The sequence below is a fragment of the Enterobacter sp. C3_dUdeg genome (assembly GCF_057536195.1).
In genome coordinates this window covers 1161949-1181029 of the sequence record NZ_BAAKFX010000001.1, presented here as the reverse complement: position 1 = coordinate 1181029, position 19081 = coordinate 1161949, and the positions used below count along the sequence as shown (strand labels likewise).

At 53.8% G+C, this 19081-nt stretch carries 19 protein-coding genes; 6 read left to right on the top strand and 13 right to left on the bottom strand.

Features of this window, described 5'->3' with window-relative positions; genetic code table 11:
- Nucleotides 1-34 precede the first annotated feature (34 nt).
- The 3 genes from AC27FC_RS05480 (at nucleotide 35) to bioD (ending at nucleotide 3108) form a co-directional block, all read left to right on the top strand.
- Entirely contained in the window at nucleotides 35-967 is a 933-nt protein-coding gene (locus AC27FC_RS05480; protein ID WP_048980481.1) for a LysR family transcriptional regulator, read from the top strand.
- 94 nt (nucleotides 968-1061) lie between these two features.
- Nucleotides 1062-2282 carry a sugar metabolism global transcriptional regulator Mlc gene (gene mlc, locus AC27FC_RS05475; RefSeq protein WP_023311510.1) on the top strand — a complete coding sequence of 407 codons (1221 nt, stop codon included), beginning with the start codon at nucleotides 1062-1064 and terminating at the stop codon, nucleotides 2280-2282.
- Between the two features lie 130 nt (nucleotides 2283-2412).
- Complete coding sequence (gene bioD, locus AC27FC_RS05470; protein WP_023311511.1) at nucleotides 2413-3108, top strand: dethiobiotin synthase; 696 nt, start codon at nucleotides 2413-2415, stop codon at nucleotides 3106-3108.
- Here bioD and clcB read toward each other — a convergent pair.
- The 7 genes from clcB to AC27FC_RS05435 form a co-directional block, all read right to left on the bottom strand.
- Nucleotides 3043-4353 (bottom strand): voltage-gated ClC-type chloride channel ClcB, encoded by a 1311-nt coding sequence (clcB, locus tag AC27FC_RS05465; RefSeq protein ID WP_033145380.1) that lies wholly within the window; start codon nucleotides 4351-4353, stop codon nucleotides 3043-3045. The genes bioD and clcB overlap by 66 nt on opposite strands.
- Nucleotides 4354-4455: 102 nt before the next feature.
- Nucleotides 4456-5604 (bottom strand): osmoprotectant ABC transporter ATP-binding protein OsmV, encoded by a 1149-nt coding sequence (gene osmV, locus AC27FC_RS05460; protein WP_196354487.1) that lies wholly within the window; start codon nucleotides 5602-5604, stop codon nucleotides 4456-4458.
- Complete coding sequence (gene osmW / locus AC27FC_RS05455; RefSeq protein ID WP_006808875.1) at nucleotides 5604-6251, bottom strand: osmoprotectant ABC transporter permease OsmW; 648 nt, start codon at nucleotides 6249-6251, stop codon at nucleotides 5604-5606. Before osmW ends, osmV begins: the two co-directional genes overlap by 1 nt.
- A gap of 8 nt (nucleotides 6252-6259) precedes the next feature.
- Nucleotides 6260-7159 (bottom strand): osmoprotectant ABC transporter substrate-binding protein OsmX, encoded by a 900-nt coding sequence (gene osmX, locus AC27FC_RS05450; RefSeq protein WP_196354485.1) that lies wholly within the window; start codon nucleotides 7157-7159, stop codon nucleotides 6260-6262.
- 18 nt (nucleotides 7160-7177) lie between these two features.
- The gene (gene osmY / locus AC27FC_RS05445; RefSeq protein WP_196354484.1) at nucleotides 7178-7888 is read right to left on the bottom strand and encodes an osmoprotectant ABC transporter permease OsmY; all 711 of its coding nucleotides are present in this window, start codon (nucleotides 7886-7888) and stop codon (nucleotides 7178-7180) included.
- 276 nt (nucleotides 7889-8164) lie between these two features.
- Nucleotides 8165-8902 carry a YoaK family protein gene (locus AC27FC_RS05440; protein WP_094935374.1) on the bottom strand — a complete coding sequence of 246 codons (738 nt, stop codon included), beginning with the start codon at nucleotides 8900-8902 and terminating at the stop codon, nucleotides 8165-8167.
- Between the two features lie 155 nt (nucleotides 8903-9057).
- Nucleotides 9058-9681 (bottom strand): glutathione S-transferase family protein, encoded by a 624-nt coding sequence (locus tag AC27FC_RS05435; RefSeq protein WP_196354481.1) that lies wholly within the window; start codon nucleotides 9679-9681, stop codon nucleotides 9058-9060.
- A 352-nt stretch (nucleotides 9682-10033) separates the two neighbouring features.
- Between AC27FC_RS05435 and AC27FC_RS05430 the strand changes: the two genes are divergently transcribed.
- A complete protein-coding gene (locus AC27FC_RS05430; protein ID WP_196354479.1) occupies nucleotides 10034-10663 on the top strand; it encodes a helix-turn-helix transcriptional regulator in 630 nt (209 codons plus the stop codon).
- Nucleotides 10664-10677: 14 nt separating this feature from the next.
- Nucleotides 10678-11289: a helix-turn-helix domain-containing protein gene (locus tag AC27FC_RS05425; protein ID WP_487159849.1), complete on the top strand. Its 612-nt coding sequence runs from the start codon at nucleotides 10678-10680 to the stop codon at nucleotides 11287-11289.
- Between the two features lie 89 nt (nucleotides 11290-11378).
- Here AC27FC_RS05425 and AC27FC_RS05420 read toward each other — a convergent pair whose 3' ends face one another.
- From AC27FC_RS05420 to AC27FC_RS05395, 6 genes are all read right to left on the bottom strand, one after another.
- Nucleotides 11379-11987 (bottom strand): helix-turn-helix domain-containing protein, encoded by a 609-nt coding sequence (locus tag AC27FC_RS05420; protein ID WP_196354476.1) that lies wholly within the window; start codon nucleotides 11985-11987, stop codon nucleotides 11379-11381.
- Nucleotides 11988-12213: 226 nt separating this feature from the next.
- Nucleotides 12214-12858, bottom strand: coding sequence for a fimbrial biogenesis chaperone (locus tag AC27FC_RS05415; RefSeq protein WP_196354474.1), 645 nt, complete (start codon nucleotides 12856-12858; stop codon nucleotides 12214-12216).
- A 415-nt stretch (nucleotides 12859-13273) separates the two neighbouring features.
- A complete protein-coding gene (locus AC27FC_RS05410; protein ID WP_196354472.1) occupies nucleotides 13274-14767 on the bottom strand; it encodes an autotransporter outer membrane beta-barrel domain-containing protein in 1494 nt (497 codons plus the stop codon).
- A 15-nt stretch (nucleotides 14768-14782) separates the two neighbouring features.
- Entirely contained in the window at nucleotides 14783-15955 is a 1173-nt protein-coding gene (locus AC27FC_RS05405) for a hypothetical protein (protein ID WP_196354469.1), read from the bottom strand.
- An 859-nt stretch (nucleotides 15956-16814) separates the two neighbouring features.
- Nucleotides 16815-17132, bottom strand: a complete 318-nt coding sequence (locus tag AC27FC_RS05400) for a YebG family protein (RefSeq protein ID WP_196354467.1) — start codon at nucleotides 17130-17132, stop codon at nucleotides 16815-16817.
- A gap of 70 nt (nucleotides 17133-17202) precedes the next feature.
- Nucleotides 17203-17556, bottom strand: a complete 354-nt coding sequence (locus tag AC27FC_RS05395) for a helix-turn-helix domain-containing protein (RefSeq protein WP_196354465.1) — start codon at nucleotides 17554-17556, stop codon at nucleotides 17203-17205.
- Nucleotides 17557-17892: 336 nt separating this feature from the next.
- On the opposite strand from AC27FC_RS05395, the gene oqxA reads away from it, so the two are divergent.
- Complete coding sequence (oqxA, locus tag AC27FC_RS05390; RefSeq protein WP_094935331.1) at nucleotides 17893-19068, top strand: multidrug efflux RND transporter periplasmic adaptor subunit OqxA; 1176 nt, start codon at nucleotides 17893-17895, stop codon at nucleotides 19066-19068.
- Nucleotides 19069-19081: the final 13 nt, after the last annotated feature.

The window sequence follows — 19081 nt, the reverse complement described above, 5'->3', positions numbered from 1 at the left end:
ATATATTAATAATCTCAAATGATACTTTAAAAATATGAATATCGAGCTGCGTCATCTTCGCTACTTTGTCGCCGTCGCCGAGGAGCTGCATTTTGGCCGTGCGGCGGCACGCCTGAATATCTCTCAGCCACCGTTAAGCCAGCAGATTCAAATCCTGGAGCAGCAGGTCGGGGCGCGCCTTCTGGCCCGCACCAACCGCAGCGTGAGCCTGACGGCGGCGGGTAAACAGTTCCTGATCGACAGCCGACAAATTCTGAGCATGGTTGATGACGCCGCCGCCCGTGCAGAGCGGCTCTATCTCGGGGAAGCCGGAGAGCTTCGGATCGGGTTTACCTCGTCCGCGCCGTTTATCAGCGCCGTCTCGGAGACCCTATCGTCATTTCGTCGCCACTTTCCGGATGTTCACATTCAGACGCGCGAAATCAACACCCGCGAGCAGATTGCACCGCTGAATGAGGGAGCGCTGGATCTGGGGCTGATGCGTAACACCCAGCTGCCGGACACGCTGGCGTGGGAGGTTATCCTGCGCGAACCGCTGATGGCTATGATCCCGCACGATCACCCGCTGGCGTCGCGTCCGGAGGTCTCGCTGGCAGAGCTGGCAAAAGAGCCGTTTGTCTTTTTTGATCCGCAGGTCGGGACGGGTCTGTATGACGATATCCTGGGGCTGATGCGCCGCTACGATCTTGCCCCGGTCATCACTCAGGAGGTAGGGGAAGCGATGACCATTATCGGCCTGGTCGCGGCCGGTCTGGGCGTATCTATTCTTCCGGCCTCCTTTAAGCGGGTGCAGCTGCGCGAAATGCGCTGGGTGACCATCGCCGAAGAGGATGCCGTTTCCGAAATGTGGCTGGTGTGGTCAAAACACCGTGAACAGAGCCATGCCGCACAGCGCTTCAAACAGCAGCTAATGAGCGCCTCTGCCGGGCGGCATTTTCACGCAAAAGAGGGTAAAAATGTGCGGTAAATCACATGGCTAAGTAAATATTTGACGACGGCCATGCAAGTGCTTCACCATAGCAAACAGTTTATTTCGAAGCTCGAAAATAAGGGAGTACGAGGTGGTTGCTGATAGTCAGCCAGGGCATATCGATCAGATTAAGCAGACCAACGCTGGCGCGGTGTATCGCCTGATTGATCAGCTTGGTCCGGTTTCGCGTATCGATCTTTCGCGCCTGGCACAACTGGCACCTGCCAGTATCACCAAGATTGTCCGCGAGATGCTGGAAGCGCACCTGGTTCAGGAGACGGAAATTCAGGAGCCGGGCAGCCGCGGTCGTCCGGCAGTCGGGCTGGTGGTTGAAACGGAAGCGTGGCACTACCTGTCACTGCGCATCAGCCGGGGGGAGATCTTCCTTGCGCTGCGCGACCTGAGCAGCAAGCTGGTGGTGGAAGACCGGCTTGAACTGCCGCTCAACGCGGAGGAACCGCTCCTCGACGCGATTGTCTCGCATATCGATCACTTCTTTATCCGCCATCAGCAGCGGCTGGAACGCTTAACCGCGATTGCCATCACCATGCCGGGCATTATTGATACCGAAAACGGTATTGTTCACCGCATGCCGTTTTACGACGATGTCAAAGAGATGCCGCTGGGCGAGGTGCTGAAAAATCATACCGGCGTGCCGGTCTATATTCAGCATGACATCAGCGCCTGGACAATGGCGGAAGCGCTGTTTGGCGCGTCGCGCGGCGCGCGGGATGTGATTCAGGTGGTCATCGACCATAACGTCGGGGCGGGCGTGATTACCGACGGACGTCTTCTCCACGCCGGGAGCAGTAGCCTGGTGGAAATCGGTCATACCCAGGTCGACCCGTACGGCAAGCGCTGCTACTGCGGAAATCACGGCTGTCTGGAGACCATTGCCAGCGTGGAAAGCGTGCTGGAGCTGGCGCAGGTCAGGCTCAGCCAGTCCATGAGCTCTTCGCTGCACGGACAACCCCTGACGGTGGATTCCCTCTGCGCCGCCGCGCGCCAGGGCGATCTGCTGGCGAAGGACATTATTACCGGCGTGGGGAATAACGTTGGCCGCATTCTGGCCATTATGGTGAACCTCTTCAACCCGCAAAAAATCCTTATTGGCTCACCGCTGAGCCAGGCGGCGGAGATCCTCTTCCCGGCGATTTCGGCCTGTATCCATCAGCAGTCGCTTCCCGCCTACAGCAAAAATATTGCGGTAGAAAGCACCCAGTTTTCCAACCAGGGAACCATGGCCGGCGCGGCGCTGGTCAAAGATGCCATGTATAACGGCTCGCTGTTGATCCGCCTGCTGCAGGGTTAACTCTTTTCCGCAGATGTAAGAAAAATTGCGCTATCTCAAGCCGGGTAGCGCACGCATCCCGTAGACTTCCTCCACTGAATTATTTACCTGGTTTATATTTTCGAAGCATACCCAAGAGGTGGAGTGAGTCATGCTTAAGCGTTTCTTTGTTACTGGTACAGATACCTCTGTCGGCAAGACCGTCGTATCCCGCGCATTGCTGCAGGCGCTGGCAGCAAGCGGTAAACGCGTGGCAGGGTACAAACCGGTCGCAAAAGGCAGTAAAGAGACGCCAGAGGGATTGCGTAATAAAGACGCCCTGGTGCTGCAAAGCGTCTCGTCGCTGGAACTGCCTTATCACGCGGTCAATCCCATTGCGTTAAGCGAAGAGGAGAGCAGCGTAGCGCACAGCGGCCTGATTAATTATCCCCTGTTGTCCGACGGCCTGGCGAACCTGAGCGAAAAGGTGGACCACGTGGTGGTGGAAGGGACGGGCGGCTGGCGCAGCCTGATGAATGATTTGCGCCCGCTGTCTGAATGGGTCGTACAGGAACAGCTTCCGGTGGTAATGGTGGTGGGTATCCAGGAAGGGTGCATCAACCACGCGCTGCTGACGGCGCAGGCGATCGCCAATGATGGCCTGCCGCTGATTGGCTGGGTGGCAAACCGCATTAACCCGGGCCTGGCGCACTACGCCGAGATCATCGACGTGCTGAGCAAAAAGCTGCCCGGGCCGCTGGTGGGTGAACTGCCTTATCTGCCCCGCGCCGAGCAGCGCGAGCTAGCGCAGTACATCGATCTCTCTGCCCTCGGTGGCGTGTTGACCGTAGACCGAGTCGTGGCGTAACGTCCGCGACAGCACGGACGCCACCACGCAGGCGACCAGCAGGCCGGGCAGTAAAAAATACTGTCCGGTCATTTCACAGACCATCAGCGCCGACATAATGGGCGCATGCGTGGTCGCGGCAAGTAGCGTTGCCATTCCCGCCAGCCCCAGCAAAATCGCCGTCTCAGAGCCCGGTAGCCACAGCGCGAAAAGCTGCGCGAACAGCATTCCTGTTGCCATACCGACAAACAGCGTGGGCGTAAACACCCCTCCGGGCGCACCCGATCCGCTGCTCGCCAGTACCGCCAGCAGTTTACAGATGAACACCCCGGCAATCACCGACAGCAGCGGCGGGGCGAGCAGAAAAGCCTGAACCACGCTGTAGCCATTCCCCCACACCTTCGGCGTGAGAAGAGACAGCAGCCCGACGATCGCACCGCCCAGCGCTAATTGCCACGGCGGCGAAAGCTTGAGGCGCAGGAAAAGCCCGTGGCTGACGTCCATCAGCCACATCAGCAGCGGTCCGCAGAGGCCCGCGACCAGCCCCATCGCGACGAGAAGAGCATAATCGGCCGCGGTGAGGATGCCGCTCAGATGGACCGCGTAGAGCGTACCTGCGCCCGGTGCCAGGAGCTGCGTCGTAAGAAGCGCCACCACCGCCGCAATCACCACGGGGCCGAGCGAGGCCAGCATCAGCGTGCCAAACAGAATTTCCGCGATGAACAGGCTTCCTGCTAAGGGCGCGTGATAGGCGCTGGCCATCCCGGCGGCGGCACCGCAGGCTATCCATAATTTCCATTCGGATTTGGGCGTAAAGCGCCGGGCGAAAAGGGAGGCGGCGAGGGCGGCGAGCAGGATCATCGCCCCTTCACGCCCGATGGCGCTTCCGCTGGCCACGACCAGCAGCGAGGCAAGGGATTTCACAAGGCTGGCGCCGTAGTCAAACTGGCCGTCTCCGGTCTCCAGCGCTTCCATGTAATCGGTGGGGGCATGAGGCCGCTGCGCGGTCAGACGCTGCCATCCCCAGAGCAGCAGTCCGGCAGCCAGCCCACCCAGCGCTGGCGTCAATGCGCGTCGCCAGGGCGAGAGCGACGCGGCCGCATTCACCAGGCTGCCGCTGTCGTTGCTGAGAAGCAGCCACTCCAGCAGGTACATGCTGTGGCGGAATACCGCAACGGCGAGCGCGGCCAGCACGCCGGTGACGGTGGCAATCAGCAGGCGACGAAACATCGCGCGGATATCGGGGTAGGTATGAAGACGTTGCATGGGTCGCGTTTTAACGGGGACGATACGATATTGTGGCGGGAAATCGCGGGGTTAGCAAAAGGTCTGCGTGCGAAAAAGCCGGGCGATGCCCGGCCAGAAAGGTTAGCTGTCGCTATGAATATTCAGCGCCCGACGCGTGCGCCCGGAGCTCAGGTACTCGGCAATATAGTCCTGCGAAATCTCGCCGTTGTAACGACCGTCCTCATCCACGATCGGCATCCAGCTGGTATTACTCTCATACAGACGTGAAAGCACCACGCGCAGGTTGTCTTCCGCCTTGCCGGTCATGCGGAACGGATGCAGGATGTCGGCGCAGGTACCGCTGGCGTTACGCGCTTCGCGACGCTTCACAAAGCCCAGCGGTTTGCCGTGCTCGTCAACCACCGTAACGGCCCGAATGTCATTATCATCCATGGTCGCAAAGGCGTCGGGAAGCGGAGTAGAGCCCCGCACCGTAATGGTCGGCTGCTGGTCGGTGACGTCGCCCGCCGATACCAGCAGCAGACGCTTCAGGGTGCGGTCCTGACCGACAAACGAGCCGACAAACTCGTTCGCCGGTTTCGCCAGCAGTTCATCCGGGCTGGCGCACTGCACGATTTTTCCCTGACGGAACACCGCAATACGGTCGCCGAGCTTCAGGGCTTCGTCGATATCGTGGCTGACCAGCATGACGGTTTTTTTCAGCTTGCGCTGCATCTCCAGGAACTGGTTTTGGATCACCTCGCGGTTGATCGGGTCCACCGCGCCGAAGGGTTCATCCATCAGCAGTACCGGAGGATCCGCCGCCAGGGCGCGGATGACGCCGATACGCTGCTGCTGGCCGCCGGACATCTCGCGCGGGTAGCGGTTGAGGAACTTATGCGGATCCATCGCCACCATATCCATCAGCTCTTCGGCGCGGGTTTTGCAGCGCGCTTTATCCCAGCCCAGCATGCGCGGCACGACGGTGATGTTCTCTTCGATGGTCATGTTCGGGAACAGGCCAATCTGCTGGATAACGTAGCCAATGTTGCGGCGCAGGGTGACGGTGTCCATCCCGCTGGTGTCTTCACCGTTGATCAGGATCGTCCCGCTGCTTGGGGTAATGAGGCGGTTAATCATCTTCAGGGTGGTGGTCTTCCCGCAGCCGGAGGGGCCGAGCAGGACGCACATTTCCCCTTCGGGCACGGTCAGGTTGACGTTGTCGACGGCCTTAAAGGTCTGGCCGTTCTTCTGGGAAAATTGTTTGGTGAGGTTTTCCAGTTTTATCATTATCGAATCCCCTTTGGAGTCAGAACCACCTGCAGACGGTGCAGCAGCCAGTCGAGCACAATTGCTAAAAGACAAATCATCAGCGCGCCCGCAATCAACATGCGAATATCGCTTCCGCCAATGCCGTTGAGCAGCAGCAGGCCCAGACCGCCCGCGCCGATCACGGCGGCAATCGCCATCACGCCGATATTCATCACCACGGCGGTGCGGATCCCGCCGAAAATCACCGGCAGCGCCATCGGGATCTCGACCCAGCGCAGACGCTGCCAGAAGGTCATGCCGATGCCGCGTCCGGCTTCGCGCAGCCCCGGCGGCAGGCTGTCGAGCGCCGTATGGGTATTACGCACAATCGGCAGCAGCGAGTAGAGAAACACCGCCGTAATTGCGGGCAGGGCGCCAATACCCTGACCGATCAGCGAAAACAGCGGGATCATCAGGCCAAACAGGGCGATGGACGGAATAGTCAGCACGATGGTAGCAATCCCCAGCACCGGCGTTGCCAGCCACTTATGGCGGACAATCAGAATCCCCAGCGGTACGCCGATGATGATGGCTAAACCTACGGCCAGCGCCACCAGCCACAGGTGCTGAAGGGTGAGGGTTAAGAGGTAATCCCAGTTGTCCAGAATGTAGTGAATCGTCTCCATAGCGCCTCCTACAGCAGCTGTTTGCTACGCAGGAAATCGCGGGCGACCTGCTGCGGTGACTGATGGTCGATATCCACCTTCTTGTTCAGCTCGGTGATAACGTCGTTGTTGAGCTGCGCCGAGAGGGTGTTGAGCGCCTCTTCCAGACCGGGGTTGGCCTCCAGCGTGTCCTTACGCACCACCGGCGTCACCGCGTAGCTCGGGAAGAAGCCTTTATCGTCTTCCAGCACCTTGAGGTCGAAGCCTTTCACGCGCCCGTCGGTGGTGTAAATCAGACCGGCGTCAACGAAGCCGTCGCGCACCGCGTTATAGACCAGACCGGGGTCCATCTGACGGATTTGCGGGCGGTCCAGATCCATCTTGTAGGCCGCCTGCAGCGGCTTCATGCCGTCGCTGCGTCCGGCAAATTCCAGGTCCAGGCCCAGCAGCCAGTTTTTGTCCGGGTTGGTTTTACGGACCTGCTCAATCTTCGCCACCATCTCCGACATGGTGTTGATGTGTTCCGCCTCGGCGCGCTTGCGCTGCATGGCGAAAGCGTAGGTGTTGTTCATGTCGGCGGGCTTGAGCCAGACCAGACCGTGCTTTGCGTCCAGGCGTTTCACCGTCTCATAAGACTCCTGCGGCGACATGCGCTGGTTGATATGGTTAAAGATGATCAAGGACGTGCCGGTGTACTCCCAGGTCATGTCAATCTGCTTGTTGATCATCGCGTTGCGGGAGATCACCGTGGCAATGTTGGTTTGCGGCTGGACCTGAAAACCTTTCTTTTGCAGGTACTGCACGGTCATCGCCGAGAGAATATGCTGCTCGGTAAAGCTCTTGGTCGCCAGAATCAGCGGGGCCGCCATCGCCTGGCTGGTGAACAGCGCCGCGGCACACAGCGCCGTCAGGCCGGAAAACAGTCTCATAAAAGCTCCTTGTTATAGTTATCGAGCGAGATGGGGACTCATTACGCGACCCAGCGCCGCCAGCAGGGTATCGAGGATCAGGGCGAACAGGGCGGTGGCTGCCGCGCCGAGGATCAGGGTCGGGAAATCGTTCAGGTAGATACCGGGGAAAATTAGCTCGCCGTAGCTGCTGGCGCCAATCAGGAACGCCAGCGGCGCGGTACCGACGTTAATGGCGGTGGCGATGCGGATCCCCGAGAGCATGACCGGCCAGGCGGCTGGCAGCTCAACCTGACGCAGACGCTGCCATTTGGTCATCCCGATGCCGTTTGCCGCTTCCAGCAGCGACGGCGGTACCGAGCACAGTCCGGCATAGGTATTGCGCACGATCGGCAGCAGCGAGGCGAGGAACAGGGCGATGATGGCGGGCGTATCGCCAATGCCAATCATCACCATCGCCAGCGCCAGCACGGCCAGCGGGGGCAGGGTGTTGCCGACGTTGAAGATTTGCATCACATATTCGGCGATCCCCCGCGCGGCCGGGCGGCTCAGCAGAATACCGGCCGGAATACCGACCAGCAGGGCAAAAAACATCGAAGAGAAAACCAGAATCATGTGCTGTTGCCCGAGATAGACCAGGTCAACCTGGCGCGCCCCGATCGTCTCCAGCCCGATGCCCCAGACGAGAAGGGCGAGGACCACGATAATGGCGCCGACAAACAGCAGCGAACGTTTGAGTAATGGGTGCATTGCGGTGTGTCTCCCTGTGCGCATGCGTTATAGCAACCACCGGTTGCCTGTTGTTATGCCATGTTTCGGCAGGGGTATTTCACCTATAGCAAGCGTTTGGGAAGGGTTCCAGCGAAGGGGTAAAATCAGTAACCCTATGAAAACAGTGACAACCTTGGGTTAAGCCTTATGGCATAAGGGCTGATTGAGGGTCAGGCAGAATAGTCCTAAAGCGAATTTTTAGATGTGACGGTGTCACATTTAAAGAGCTCATACGCCGGATATCGGTCATTAACTTCAAAGAGAGGCACGAACCCGTCGAACCCGCGTCGAGACGGTGATAATTGAAACGATAGCGACCACGGCGAGCATCAACCCGAGCGCCAGCATGGCGTTAAACCCGATCCATCTGAACAGCAGCAGCCCCGCGATACCGCCCGAAATAAACGAGAAAAGGGTGGTTAAGTGGGTTGTCAGCTGGCTTTTTTGCGCCGCCGTATCTTTGGAGTAGTCCCTGCGCAGCATCGCCACCAGTACCGAGGCCAGGGATATCCCCGCGTCCGTCAGCGTGCCGGTAATGTGCGTCGATCTCACCCGCCCGCCGGAAAGCTGCGTGGAGGTGGAGTTATGAATGCCCATTAGTCCGCACAGAAAAAGAATAATCACGCGGTTGCTGGTGAGGGCATGAAAATACATCTCGTAGAAGGAGACGCCGGTCAGTAATAACCCTTCGACAAACAGGATCTGGCAAAAAACCAGCCTGACGTTATGGATAATTCCCCATATCACAATCATGCGCGCAACAATGGCGCCTGCGACAAAAGAGAGAATAATCGAGCCGAAGAAAATCATATCGCTCAGATCGGTGGAAGAGACTTCGCTCGATAACTGGGAGGTGTTGCCGGTCATGTGTGAGGGGAAAAAACCAAATGCCCCGAGAGCGATGGCATTCAGCAAACCTGCCGAGGTCGCCAGCCAGAGAGCAAGCCGGCGATCCTCCTTATGCGTTCGTTCTTTCTTGAGTCTAATCAGCAAGAATACCTCCAGATTGAGCTTTGCCTGAATATTCAGGCTAGCAAAGCGGCGCAACGGGCTGTCCAGGATATGGCTTAATTATTATTCCCTCTGACGACTTTCAGGGTTTAGTAATTAATTAAAATATCCTTACTCAAAATGGGGTCGAGAATACTTTAAATCATGCCGTTATTTCCGTGACGCAAAAACGCCGGTCGCTGGTTAAGGCGTTCAAACCAGGCCTCAATCGCGGGCACGTCGGGCTTATCAAAGGGCGTCATTTTCCAGCGATTCACCGACAGCCCAAGCACCACGTCCGCAAGGGTAAACGTCTCGCCTGCCGCAAAGGTGCCGGTGCGCTGCAGCTGGTTTTCCAGAATGGTGATGCAGTGGTTCCACTCTTTTATTCCCGCCGCAATACGTTCTGGATCGTTAAAGTCCGGGTTTTTACGCCCCAGCGCCGGGAAGACATAGCGCCAGGCGTTGTTAAATTCGGTCGCCTGCCAGTCCATCCAGCGCTCGACGTTGGCCCAGGCCTGCGGTTCTGCGGGCAGCAGATCGTGACGTCCGGCCATGCGCGCCAGGTATCGGCAAATGGCGTTGGATTCCCACAGCACGAAGTCGTCATCGATCAGCACCGGCACCATGGCGTTGGGGTTCAGCGCGCGGAAGGCATCCGTTTCCGTTGAGGCAAAACCGCTGCAGTAATCTTCCTGTTGATATTCGTGGCCTGCTTCTTCGCAGGTCCAGAGCACTTTACGAACGTTAATGGAGGTGGTTTTGCCGAGGATGGTGATCATTGCGCAGGTGTCCTTTAGAGGAATGAATTGTCTAAAAACAATACACCAGTTGCGCGGGGAAGGTTGGGGCAAAATTTAGTGGGATGTACTGTCTTGCCCAATCGACCACTTCCGGCGGGTGCCGATCTTTTGGCCGTCGCTGACAACTGCCCCGCGCTCGTACCGCGGAGTTGTCGATGGTACAAAGGCAGCAGCCATCGCTTTCCTGCCAAAAAATATAAATCCCGCGCAGGGAATTCCAAAAAATGATTTCTGTGCAATTGACATCCTTTATTGGACACGAAACCACTCCAATACTGCAGCGTCTTTATCTAATATTAATCTATATTGACTTATATTTATAAATAATACGATGTTACAGCAAAAATTAACAGAAATTATACTTTATGAACCTCGGCCACTGTTTCGCAATGCGGTCAAAAACAGCATCCAGGCCGTCAATGGCTCTCTGTTAGTGATTGAACCAGACGCGCTAATAGAGGAGGTACCCCCTTTTAATGATCAAACGTCTTTATTCGCTGCAGGCGTTAGTGGTGCCGGTGAAGAAATATATTCTCTATTACGGATAATTCATCATCTGATAATGCAGGGAAAAGAAATTATCGTCTGGGTCGCAAAACGGGATGACCTGCTTATCAGACTGATGTACGAGCTTGGTGTACAGACGCTACTCTGCGAAAATTATTTGGAAGAAGAACTCGCTCAGCGCATGTTATCCAAAAATTTCAGTTCAGGATATTTACCTTTACGCTCCCCGCTAATAAATAACATGAATAGAAAAAATAGGCTCACACACTCTGAACTGAATATTCTTATCGACTGCGCCCGAGGTCTGAGTGCCTATGAGATCGCCAGTCTGCGCCATATGGGATATAAAACGGTCTTCACCCATAAACAAAACATCCGGTTACGTCTGAGCCTGCAAAAGTCAGCCAGTTGGCTGGATCTGCTTAACCGTTTGGATCAGATTTATTCAGTCTGAACATCTGGAGAACTATGTTTACTTTTACTGTTTGTTCCCGTGTGGTTCATCCGACTATACTGAACGGGTTTATATCCAGCCTGAAGGCTTTTCGCGAACAAAACCCTGACTGGAAATATGAACTTACACGGCAGGATAACGCGCATCTGACTTTGCTTGATTTCACCGCATATGACACGCTTACTGATATCTCCTCCGCGGAGTACGAAAGTCTCTGCCGGTCAGGTGAAGGAACTGCTCTGGTTATGCTCTCTGCATGTCAGGAGAAGCTGGCGCATCAGCTCATGAGGTCATACCGGTGTTCACTGCTTTGTGTGGATGAACGTCTGCTGGAACTGCGTGAGTTAATAAAACACAGTATGAAAAAACAACGTTATATCAGTGCTCACTTCCTGCGACTGCAGGAGCAGGAGAATAATATAACCGACGGTATGATTTTTACCGATGCAGAAAAAAAAGTACTTATTGGCCTCAAAAGCGGTAAAACCGGGATTGAATTATCACGCGAAATGTTTCGAAGTCAGAAAACGATCAGTACACATAAGCGAAAGATTATGTTTAAGCTGGGGGTCAAGAATGATCTGGAACTACGCAAAGTGATACAGAAGCTCCAGCCGCCGCTGTGATGCGGCAGCTGTTCTTACGTCAGGTAATTTATCCCCCGGTATTGTTTGTCGGATATAACGGACCTGTGTTAATTATCCGTTAAAAGCGTTTAATATTTTTCAGGCAATTTATTAATTTTTATCAGAATACCTCGATTGATCTCAATATAACCACCGATACGCAAATCGCCCAGTATTTTCATAACACGACTGCGTGAAAGTCGGGTTTTTTCGAGAATATAATCACTGACGTTGACATGACCACTCAGCGCTTCATCTTCATTCATCAGGGCAATCAAATTCAGTCGTATCAACTCATAGGTGGAGAGCCCGACGGATGAGTAGTGGGCGACCAGCAATTGCCGGACGGCATACATATAACAGTATGCGGCCTCTTTCCATAATCCCTTCGTACTGATGACGTCAAGCATCTCTTTTGTGGGCAGGATCTCATAGCTAACATTTCTGTAGGCCTTTATAAAAATGTCGGCGTTGGTGTCAATTAATTCGTTCATGCCAGTAATCATTGGGGCTTTGATGTATTTGATTAGAAGCCGATCGCTGCTTCGGTATATCGCAACAACTCCCTTATGCAGGATAAACGTTACTGGCTCGGTTTTCTTCTCCAGCGAAATGAGCTGGCGTGGCTTACCACTCTGGATCCGCCTGGTGTCAGAGGCTGCCTCGATCAGGGTATTGAAATGTGTTTCAGGTTTCATACTTATGGCTACCAAAAAAATTATAATTGTTAATGTATGATAGAAGAGTTTGTTGAAAAGATGATAAAAATTCCGAATCAGAACGTATCGATACAATCAGTCAGGAGGTTGATAAGGCTCTGAACAGAATAGGGGGTTGGAGGATTAGCTTCATCTGGACATCCTTGTGAGAAAAAACAAACATGAAACCGCCTTCCGATAGCGGTTTTGCGTACGCAGCTCGTCCTCAGTTGTATGCAAATGACATGGTAATAACAGGACTGATTTTACCGGGTATGTTACCAGAGGCCATACTCAAAGTATGTGTATGAATTTTAAACGTCGGCGTGCCAACTGCTGAGGCAGTATCGATAATCCCTGTTTTCCCGCCGCTGTAGGCCTCATAAGAAAGTCCTTCAAACCGCTCGTCTGTAACATGCCACTTGAGTTTATCGCTCTGTTTTTCAACGTGGGCATCTTTTAGCGCGTCAGGGTGATAGATGTGTTTGATACTGGTCGCGGCGGCAATCTGTAGCGTCTTATTTTCCTTAGACGCAAACGGAATCGCCTTGACGCGAAGCCTGTACATCGACTCTTTATCCTGGGAAAGCGTGCCTGCAATAACAAGGCGCTTTAGGTTCTCTTTACCGCCTTCCTGGTGACAGAAGGGAAGAATGATGAGGTGGGGGGATTTGTGCACGTCGTTGTTAAGATTTTTCACTACCGCCTCAATTAAATACGGTGCACTGAACGGGTTGCGCACGATTACTGAAACTTCTTTTTTTGCTGCTTTATCTAAAAAACGGGTGCCGCGAAAATTGACAGTGTCGGAAGTATTATAAAAGAGGGCAATTGCAAAGCAGCCAGTTAATATAGGTAATGTGGCTTTCAATCCTGACTCCACAATAATTAATTGAAACAAGCTCCGTAATATTATTATCTGGAGCTCCTTGCAGATCTTAAAAGATGATACTGGCGAAGATAAAAAAAGTCTTTTTTTGTAAGTCCTTAAAAGGATTGTGTTCTGATTGCTACATCAGACAAAATTTCTTTATTTGTCCACTATTATCATAAAACCGTGTTTATGAACCAACCTGATGTATCTGCAGGCAGGGCTCTTTGGTTGCTCACCTGCGATGGGTTTCTGAGGTGAGGGGAGTAGAGGCGGAGGAGAATGCTGGCTGCGCAGAAACGCGTTACCTTTTGTGCCATGCTAAAGCCTTTGTAATATGAAGTTATCCTTGCAGGCTTTTCGTAAAAAAAAACCGGGCATAACATTATGCCCGGTTTTCGCTCCTGTCATTAAATTACCAGGTGTAGCTGACACCGGCATTCAGCTGCCATGGAGACTCGTAGTGATCCTGACCTTTGGCATAGTTCGCCCCGGCCCATCCGCTCAGGTTTTTGCTGAGTTTCACATCCGCGCCCAGGCCAACGATGCCGCGTGAACCGTCGGTGCTGTCGTTGATTTTTTCGCCGTTGATGTCCATGGTGTTGCTGTTCTCGGTTTCACCCGCAACGGCCAGATGCACATACGGACGGACCTCGGTGCCATTGTTCAGCGCCATCGCCATACCGGCATTCACACCGCCTTCCAGACCCAGTGACGTGCTGCCGTCATCTTTCGTGTGCAGGCCATTTTTCAGCTTGTAGTCGACGCTGTTATAGCGTGCATATGAAATCTGGGCATAAGGTTCGATATACCAGGCATTAAACTGCTTGTGGTAGCCCGTTTTGAAAGCCCCGCCGAAGCCATTGTTGTTATAGTCGCCGGTAGTATGACCGCCGTCCAGAGACGTCACGCTGATGTCGTTTTTCAGGTGCGTACCCTTGATGCTGGCATCAAAGAACAGACCGTTGTTCAGGCGCAGTGAGGTATACAGTGAGGCGCCGTAGCTGTCGACATCTGTGCCTGCACTGCCGCCGTCATGCATGTTCACATCCGAATACCCGCGGGTGGCGGCAAAACCGAACAGCAGGTTGCCCGGGGCGATATCGACACGCTTGTCAGCACCTAACATAAAGCCGTTGTTGGTCTGATCGTAGGCAGTACTGGTCTGCTCCATCTGCTGACGGTGGTAGCCGCCGTAGTAGCTGCCCCAGGCGTTCACCGTGCCGTCGCTGCTGCCGGTGAGGCGCTCGTGATCCAGACGGCGGTTCAGCGCATCCTGTTCGTCGCTCCAGATGCTCATCGCTGCCGCACGGGTATTCACCGCAGCCTGCGCGGCGGTCGAGAGCGTGCGCGAATTCGGGTTCGGGTTTGGGTTCGGGTTCGGGCCAGGCGTCGGTTCTGGCGTCGGTTCTGGCGTAAAGTTATCGAGGATCACGCTGGTTGACCCGTCAGCGTTAGCCACGCTGTGTGATTCGTAACGGTAAACCCCGACATCGTTCTGCATGGAGTTGAAGGTCGCACCGGAACCGTCCGTCACCTGAACAATGGTGTTGCCGGTCATATCGCCCGCTGCACCGCTGGAGTTGGAGGTCACGCCGGCATTGAAGCTGCCGGTGGCCTTGTCGGCCGTGAGCACGTAGGCGGAACCGGTTTCCGCGTTGTACGTGGAGTAAATAGTTGACGCCGTCGGGCTGGCCGCTAGCAGCGTGGTCGGTGCGCTGTCGGAAAGACTTGCGGTGTGGATATTCCCGCCGTCCATGACGATGTTGCTGGCACCGGTTAGGCTGATGGCATTAACATCCGTGGCCGCGTTGTTGACCCAGGTTGAGCCGTTGCTGATATTCAGCGCCAGTGCGCCGGTACCAGTTTTCCCGGCGCTACCGTTCCAGGCTGAGCTGTCGATGTTCACCGACTGGTCAGCACCTTAAGAGCTGGTGATGGCGCCGGAAAGGGTGGAGCCACTGAAACCGACCGTATTCACCGCACTGGTACCGGAAATCTTCAGCAAATTGGTTTTGCCGGTGACGGTCGAATCTTTCACGTTGATGGTGCTGCCAGTGGTATCCCCTTTAAGGATGATGGCTTTATCACCTTCGATCGTTGACCCGGCGCTAGAATTTAACGTGAAACCGCCGCCCAGTGAAATACCATTGCCGGTCGAGGAACGTACCGTGGAGCCATCAATATTGATAATATTATTTTCATTATTAGAATCCTCAGTGGCTATCCCATTTTTAGCCCCGAATACAGTGGTGCCATTAGACAGCGTTACATTGGTATTTTTATTACCGGATGCTGTATAATAAACACCTGTATCATCGCCATTTATAGTTGTGTTAGAAATGTTATAAGCGCTTCCGTTATTTTGTGTTAATCTTAAGCCAGACTGAGCTGAAATAGTGGAGTCCGTGATATCCATTATACCGGAATAACCACCATTGGACGAGATGCCGCGATCGTCCGATTTAATCGTGCTGTTAGTGATATGGACAACACTACTCCCTTCGCTCATAAATACGGCCGCGTCGCCATAACCGCCACCGCTGGCCTCTATCAGGGAATTAGAAATATCTATATTGCTGCCACTTTTTCCCGTTGCTTCCCAAACATACACTCCGTTTTTCCCACCCTTGATTGTTGAGTTTTCAACCTTCAGGTTCGCGTTAGCCTGACCATTAACATTATTACGGACGAATAAACCGGTTTCCACGCCTTCAACATACGCGTTATCCGTGACGTTAACCGCAGCCCCTGTGGAGCTGGCAACATCTATACCAATTTTTCCACCAGAAATAGTGGTCCCTGTACCGCTGACATTCAGTGTTGCGCCTTTCGTAGGATCTGTAAGATTAATGGTTACACTATCTTTATCAGGGGCATTACTTATTTTGCTACCGCCATTGATATTGGCAGTGACACCAGCAGTGTCTATCAGCACGCCATCAGTAACATTTTTACCTGTAACATCGGTATCGGCACTGATGGTTTGTGCAGATGCGCAGGAACCCCAGGAATAAAGGGCGCCTAAAATAACAATATTAATTGCCTTGATTTTTGGTTTAAAACTATTTGGAGACTGCTGTTTTGCGTTTGCCATAATGCACCATAGATAATAATTTCGCCATAAAAATGGCACCGATATATTGCGGCGAGCAATATTAATTGCGGCCGACTAAAAAGTTGGCAAATTTTACTTACAATTAAAAAGAAACACTCAGAAAAAAAAGTCCACTTTAGTACTTTTTCCCCTAAAAGGTCAGATGATTGTTACAAGCGACTGATAGGGTTGTCGTTTTTTTGACGTTATTACCCTGGGTTTATCCAGGTAACAGGATTGCACTCTAATGCGAAAATGATGTTAAATTTTCTTTAATAAAACGAAAATAAAAAGAAAAATTCCGTTCAGAATAAACTGAACGGCATCTATTATTACGGGACGCATTACAGGTTCTATTATTAACCCGGAAAGGTGCGATAGAGCTGATTCGGCACCGAACGCGCTAAACGCCGGGCGACCTCATTAAGCATTTGAACTCACGGTACAAAGCGCACTGCAGCAGAAAAAATGTCTGCTTTGAACGAAAAGTTGACGTGTAAGCTGGCGTCCTGTCCTCTCGGGAGAAACGGGATACAGAGCGCGTCGTCATGGCCTGTGGTAGAAGAATTCCCGCCCTGACCGAGCGGGGGGATTCATATTCCGGTTTTGTCCTCACCTGCCATCCCCCATTAGCGTGTTACAGGGCTGAGACGAGGTTGCTGAAGAGGCAATATTTGAATCACAGATCCTGATGATTTTCGCCTTCATTTCCTGGCGCACGTCATCTCCTTATTTATGTTCTAAATCTGAAACAATGACATTGTTACCATCAACCGGCAGTGGATCCCAACAGACAGCAAAAAAGCCGTAAGCAGTTATCTGCTTACAGCGCCGGGATCTGTAATGATTTTTCTGGCAATCAGGCCGCTTTCACGGCCCTGATTTTTTTCGTGTCAGCCGCATCGGATTCTGTTTTATCCGTTGCAGCTTGAGCATTGAGATCGGGAAGCTTGCTGGTACGCAGAATATGCTGCACGGTCTCTTTTTGCTCGGCGAGATACAGGCCAAGATTTTCAGCCTGCGCTTCATCCATTTGCATTCCGCTTTGCAACAGCCAGTCGGTGAACGCGTCTGCCATATCGAGCAGCTTGTCGTGAGCGTCAGCCTCTTTCTTACTGGCAAATGTCATTTTCTCTTCACCTTTTCTAACGACAACAAATTTTGTTTCAACAGCCATCGTGCACCTCGTTATACTGTATTTATATACAGCATAACAGCTCCCGATAGAAGTTGCAGCAAAATATGCATTACTGGCAAATCTGCTGCGATTCCGGGCCACCCATACTCCGCCGCCACGCCCCGGGCGCCTGACCATACTGACGCTTAAAGCTGCGGTTGAAGGACTGCTGGGAATCGAAGCCCAGCGCGATCGCCACGTTCAGAATCGGCTCATCGCTGCGGGTTAAGCGCTCAACCGATTTTTGCAGCTTTTGTGCGCGAATATACCCGGCGAGGGGATAGCCCGTATGCTCTTTAAACAGGCGCTGGAGATGCCATTTTGAGTAGCCGGATCGCCTGGCAACGGACTCAATGTCCAGACGGCTATCCAGGTTGTTGTCGATCCAGTCGAGTAAATCATGCATAAATGCGCCAGTGTTCATCGGGTTACTCCCACGCTGCCTGTTAAAAAGTATCTTTGTCTGTTGCATTAAAAGGTGGCGCGTTTTTGTATTAATTGCAAGTTTTATTGTTGCATTTAAATCCCTGACCGAAACGGGTCTTTTCACATACGCTCAAATAGCACATAAAGTGCAACAATTATTCTTGCACTTAGTTAAGCGCCTTCCTACAATCGCCGCGATAGTGTATTCGTAACTGTTACAGTTTTGTGGCGATGAACGACACAAATGGCCTTGAGACAGCCACCGGACAAAGGAAGTGGCGCAGTGCCTCCTGCTGCGTCTTGCCCGGCGGCGACAATTACCGGAATAAAAATAATGAGCCTGCAAAAAAACTGGGGTAACTTTCATCTGAACGCGCTGGGGATCATGTTGCTCTCCGTGCTGCTCGTCGGATGCGACAACAGCGTCGCGCAAAACGCCGCGCCGCCTGCGCCCGCCGTCAGCGCTGCTGACGTGGTGGTGAAATCCATTAGCCAGTGGGATAGCTTTAACGGCCGGATTGAAGCGGTGGAGAGCGTTCAGCTCCGTCCGCGCGTGTCCGGCTACATTGATAAAGTGAATTACACCGACGGCCAGGAAGTGAAGAAGGGCGAGGTGCTGTTCACGATTGATGACCGAACCTATCGCGCGGCGCTGGAACAGGCGCAGGCGAACCTGGCGAGAGCTAAAACGCAGGCCAGCCTGGCGCAGAGTGAGGCTAACCGTACCGATAAGCTGGTCAATACCAACGTTGTCTCCCGTGAAGAGTGGGAGCAGCGTCGTTCGGCCGCCACTCAGGCGCAGGCCGATATTCGTGCCGCGCAGGCGGCAGTTGACGCGGCGCAGCTCAACCTGGACTTCACAAAAGTCACCGCGCCTATCGACGGTCGCGCCAGCCGGGCGCTGATCACCAGCGGCAACCTGGTGACCGCGGGCGACACCGCCAGCGTTCTCACCACGCTGGTCTCGCAGAAGACGGTTTACGTCTACTTTGACGTGGACGAGTCGACCTACCTTCACTACCAGAATCTGGCCCGCAGCGGGCAGGGGGCGTCCAGCAATCACACGGCGCTTCCGGTTGAGATTGGCCTGACGGGCGAGGAGGGTTATCCCCACCAGGGCAAAGTGGACTTCCTTGATAATCAGCTGACGCCGAGTACCGGCACCATCCGCATGCGCGCGCTGCTGGATAACGCCCAGCGTCAGTTCACGCCGGGACTTTTTGCCCGCGTCCGCCTGCCGGGCAGCGCGGAGTTCAAAGCCACGCTTATCGACGACAAAGCGGTGCTGACCGATCAGGATCGTAAGTACGTTTATATCGTCGATAAAGAGGGGAAAGCGCAGCGCCGCGACATTACGCCGGGCCGTCTGGCAGACGGTTTACGCATCGTGCGGCAGGGGCTGAACCCTGGCGATAAAGTCATCGTCGAGGGTTTACAAAAAGTGTTTATGCCGGGGATGCCGGTTAACGCGAAAACCGTTGCCATGACCGCCACCAGCGCCCTCAACTGATCCCTTGACCTGA

Bases quoted from the DNA above. Each gene is read 5' to 3' on its own strand.
- oqxA (WP_094935331.1), top strand. From the start codon at position 17,893: ATGAGCCTGCAAAAAAACTGGGGTAACTTTCATCTGAACGCGCTGGGG.
- osmY (WP_196354484.1), bottom strand. From the start codon at position 7,888: ATGCACCCATTACTCAAACGTTCGCTGCTGTTTGTCGGCGCCATTATC.
- osmV (WP_196354487.1), bottom strand. From the start codon at position 5,604: ATGATAAAACTGGAAAACCTCACCAAACAATTTTCCCAGAAGAACGGC.
- AC27FC_RS05480 (WP_048980481.1), top strand. From the start codon at position 35: ATGAATATCGAGCTGCGTCATCTTCGCTACTTTGTCGCCGTCGCCGAG.
- AC27FC_RS05435 (WP_196354481.1), bottom strand. From the start codon at position 9,681: ATGATCACCATCCTCGGCAAAACCACCTCCATTAACGTTCGTAAAGTG.
- AC27FC_RS05400 (WP_196354467.1), bottom strand. From the start codon at position 17,132: ATGGCTGTTGAAACAAAATTTGTTGTCGTTAGAAAAGGTGAAGAGAAA.
- AC27FC_RS05430 (WP_196354479.1), top strand. From the start codon at position 10,034: ATGTTACAGCAAAAATTAACAGAAATTATACTTTATGAACCTCGGCCA.
- AC27FC_RS05420 (WP_196354476.1), bottom strand. From the start codon at position 11,987: ATGAAACCTGAAACACATTTCAATACCCTGATCGAGGCAGCCTCTGAC.
- osmX (WP_196354485.1), bottom strand. From the start codon at position 7,159: ATGAGACTGTTTTCCGGCCTGACGGCGCTGTGTGCCGCGGCGCTGTTC.
- bioD (WP_023311511.1), top strand. From the start codon at position 2,413: ATGCTTAAGCGTTTCTTTGTTACTGGTACAGATACCTCTGTCGGCAAG.
- osmW (WP_006808875.1), bottom strand. From the start codon at position 6,251: ATGGAGACGATTCACTACATTCTGGACAACTGGGATTACCTCTTAACC.
- AC27FC_RS05395 (WP_196354465.1), bottom strand. From the start codon at position 17,556: ATGAACACTGGCGCATTTATGCATGATTTACTCGACTGGATCGACAAC.
- AC27FC_RS05405 (WP_196354469.1), bottom strand. From the start codon at position 15,955: ATGGCAAACGCAAAACAGCAGTCTCCAAATAGTTTTAAACCAAAAATC.
- AC27FC_RS05425 (WP_487159849.1), top strand. From the start codon at position 10,678: ATGTTTACTTTTACTGTTTGTTCCCGTGTGGTTCATCCGACTATACTG.
- clcB (WP_033145380.1), bottom strand. From the start codon at position 4,353: ATGCAACGTCTTCATACCTACCCCGATATCCGCGCGATGTTTCGTCGC.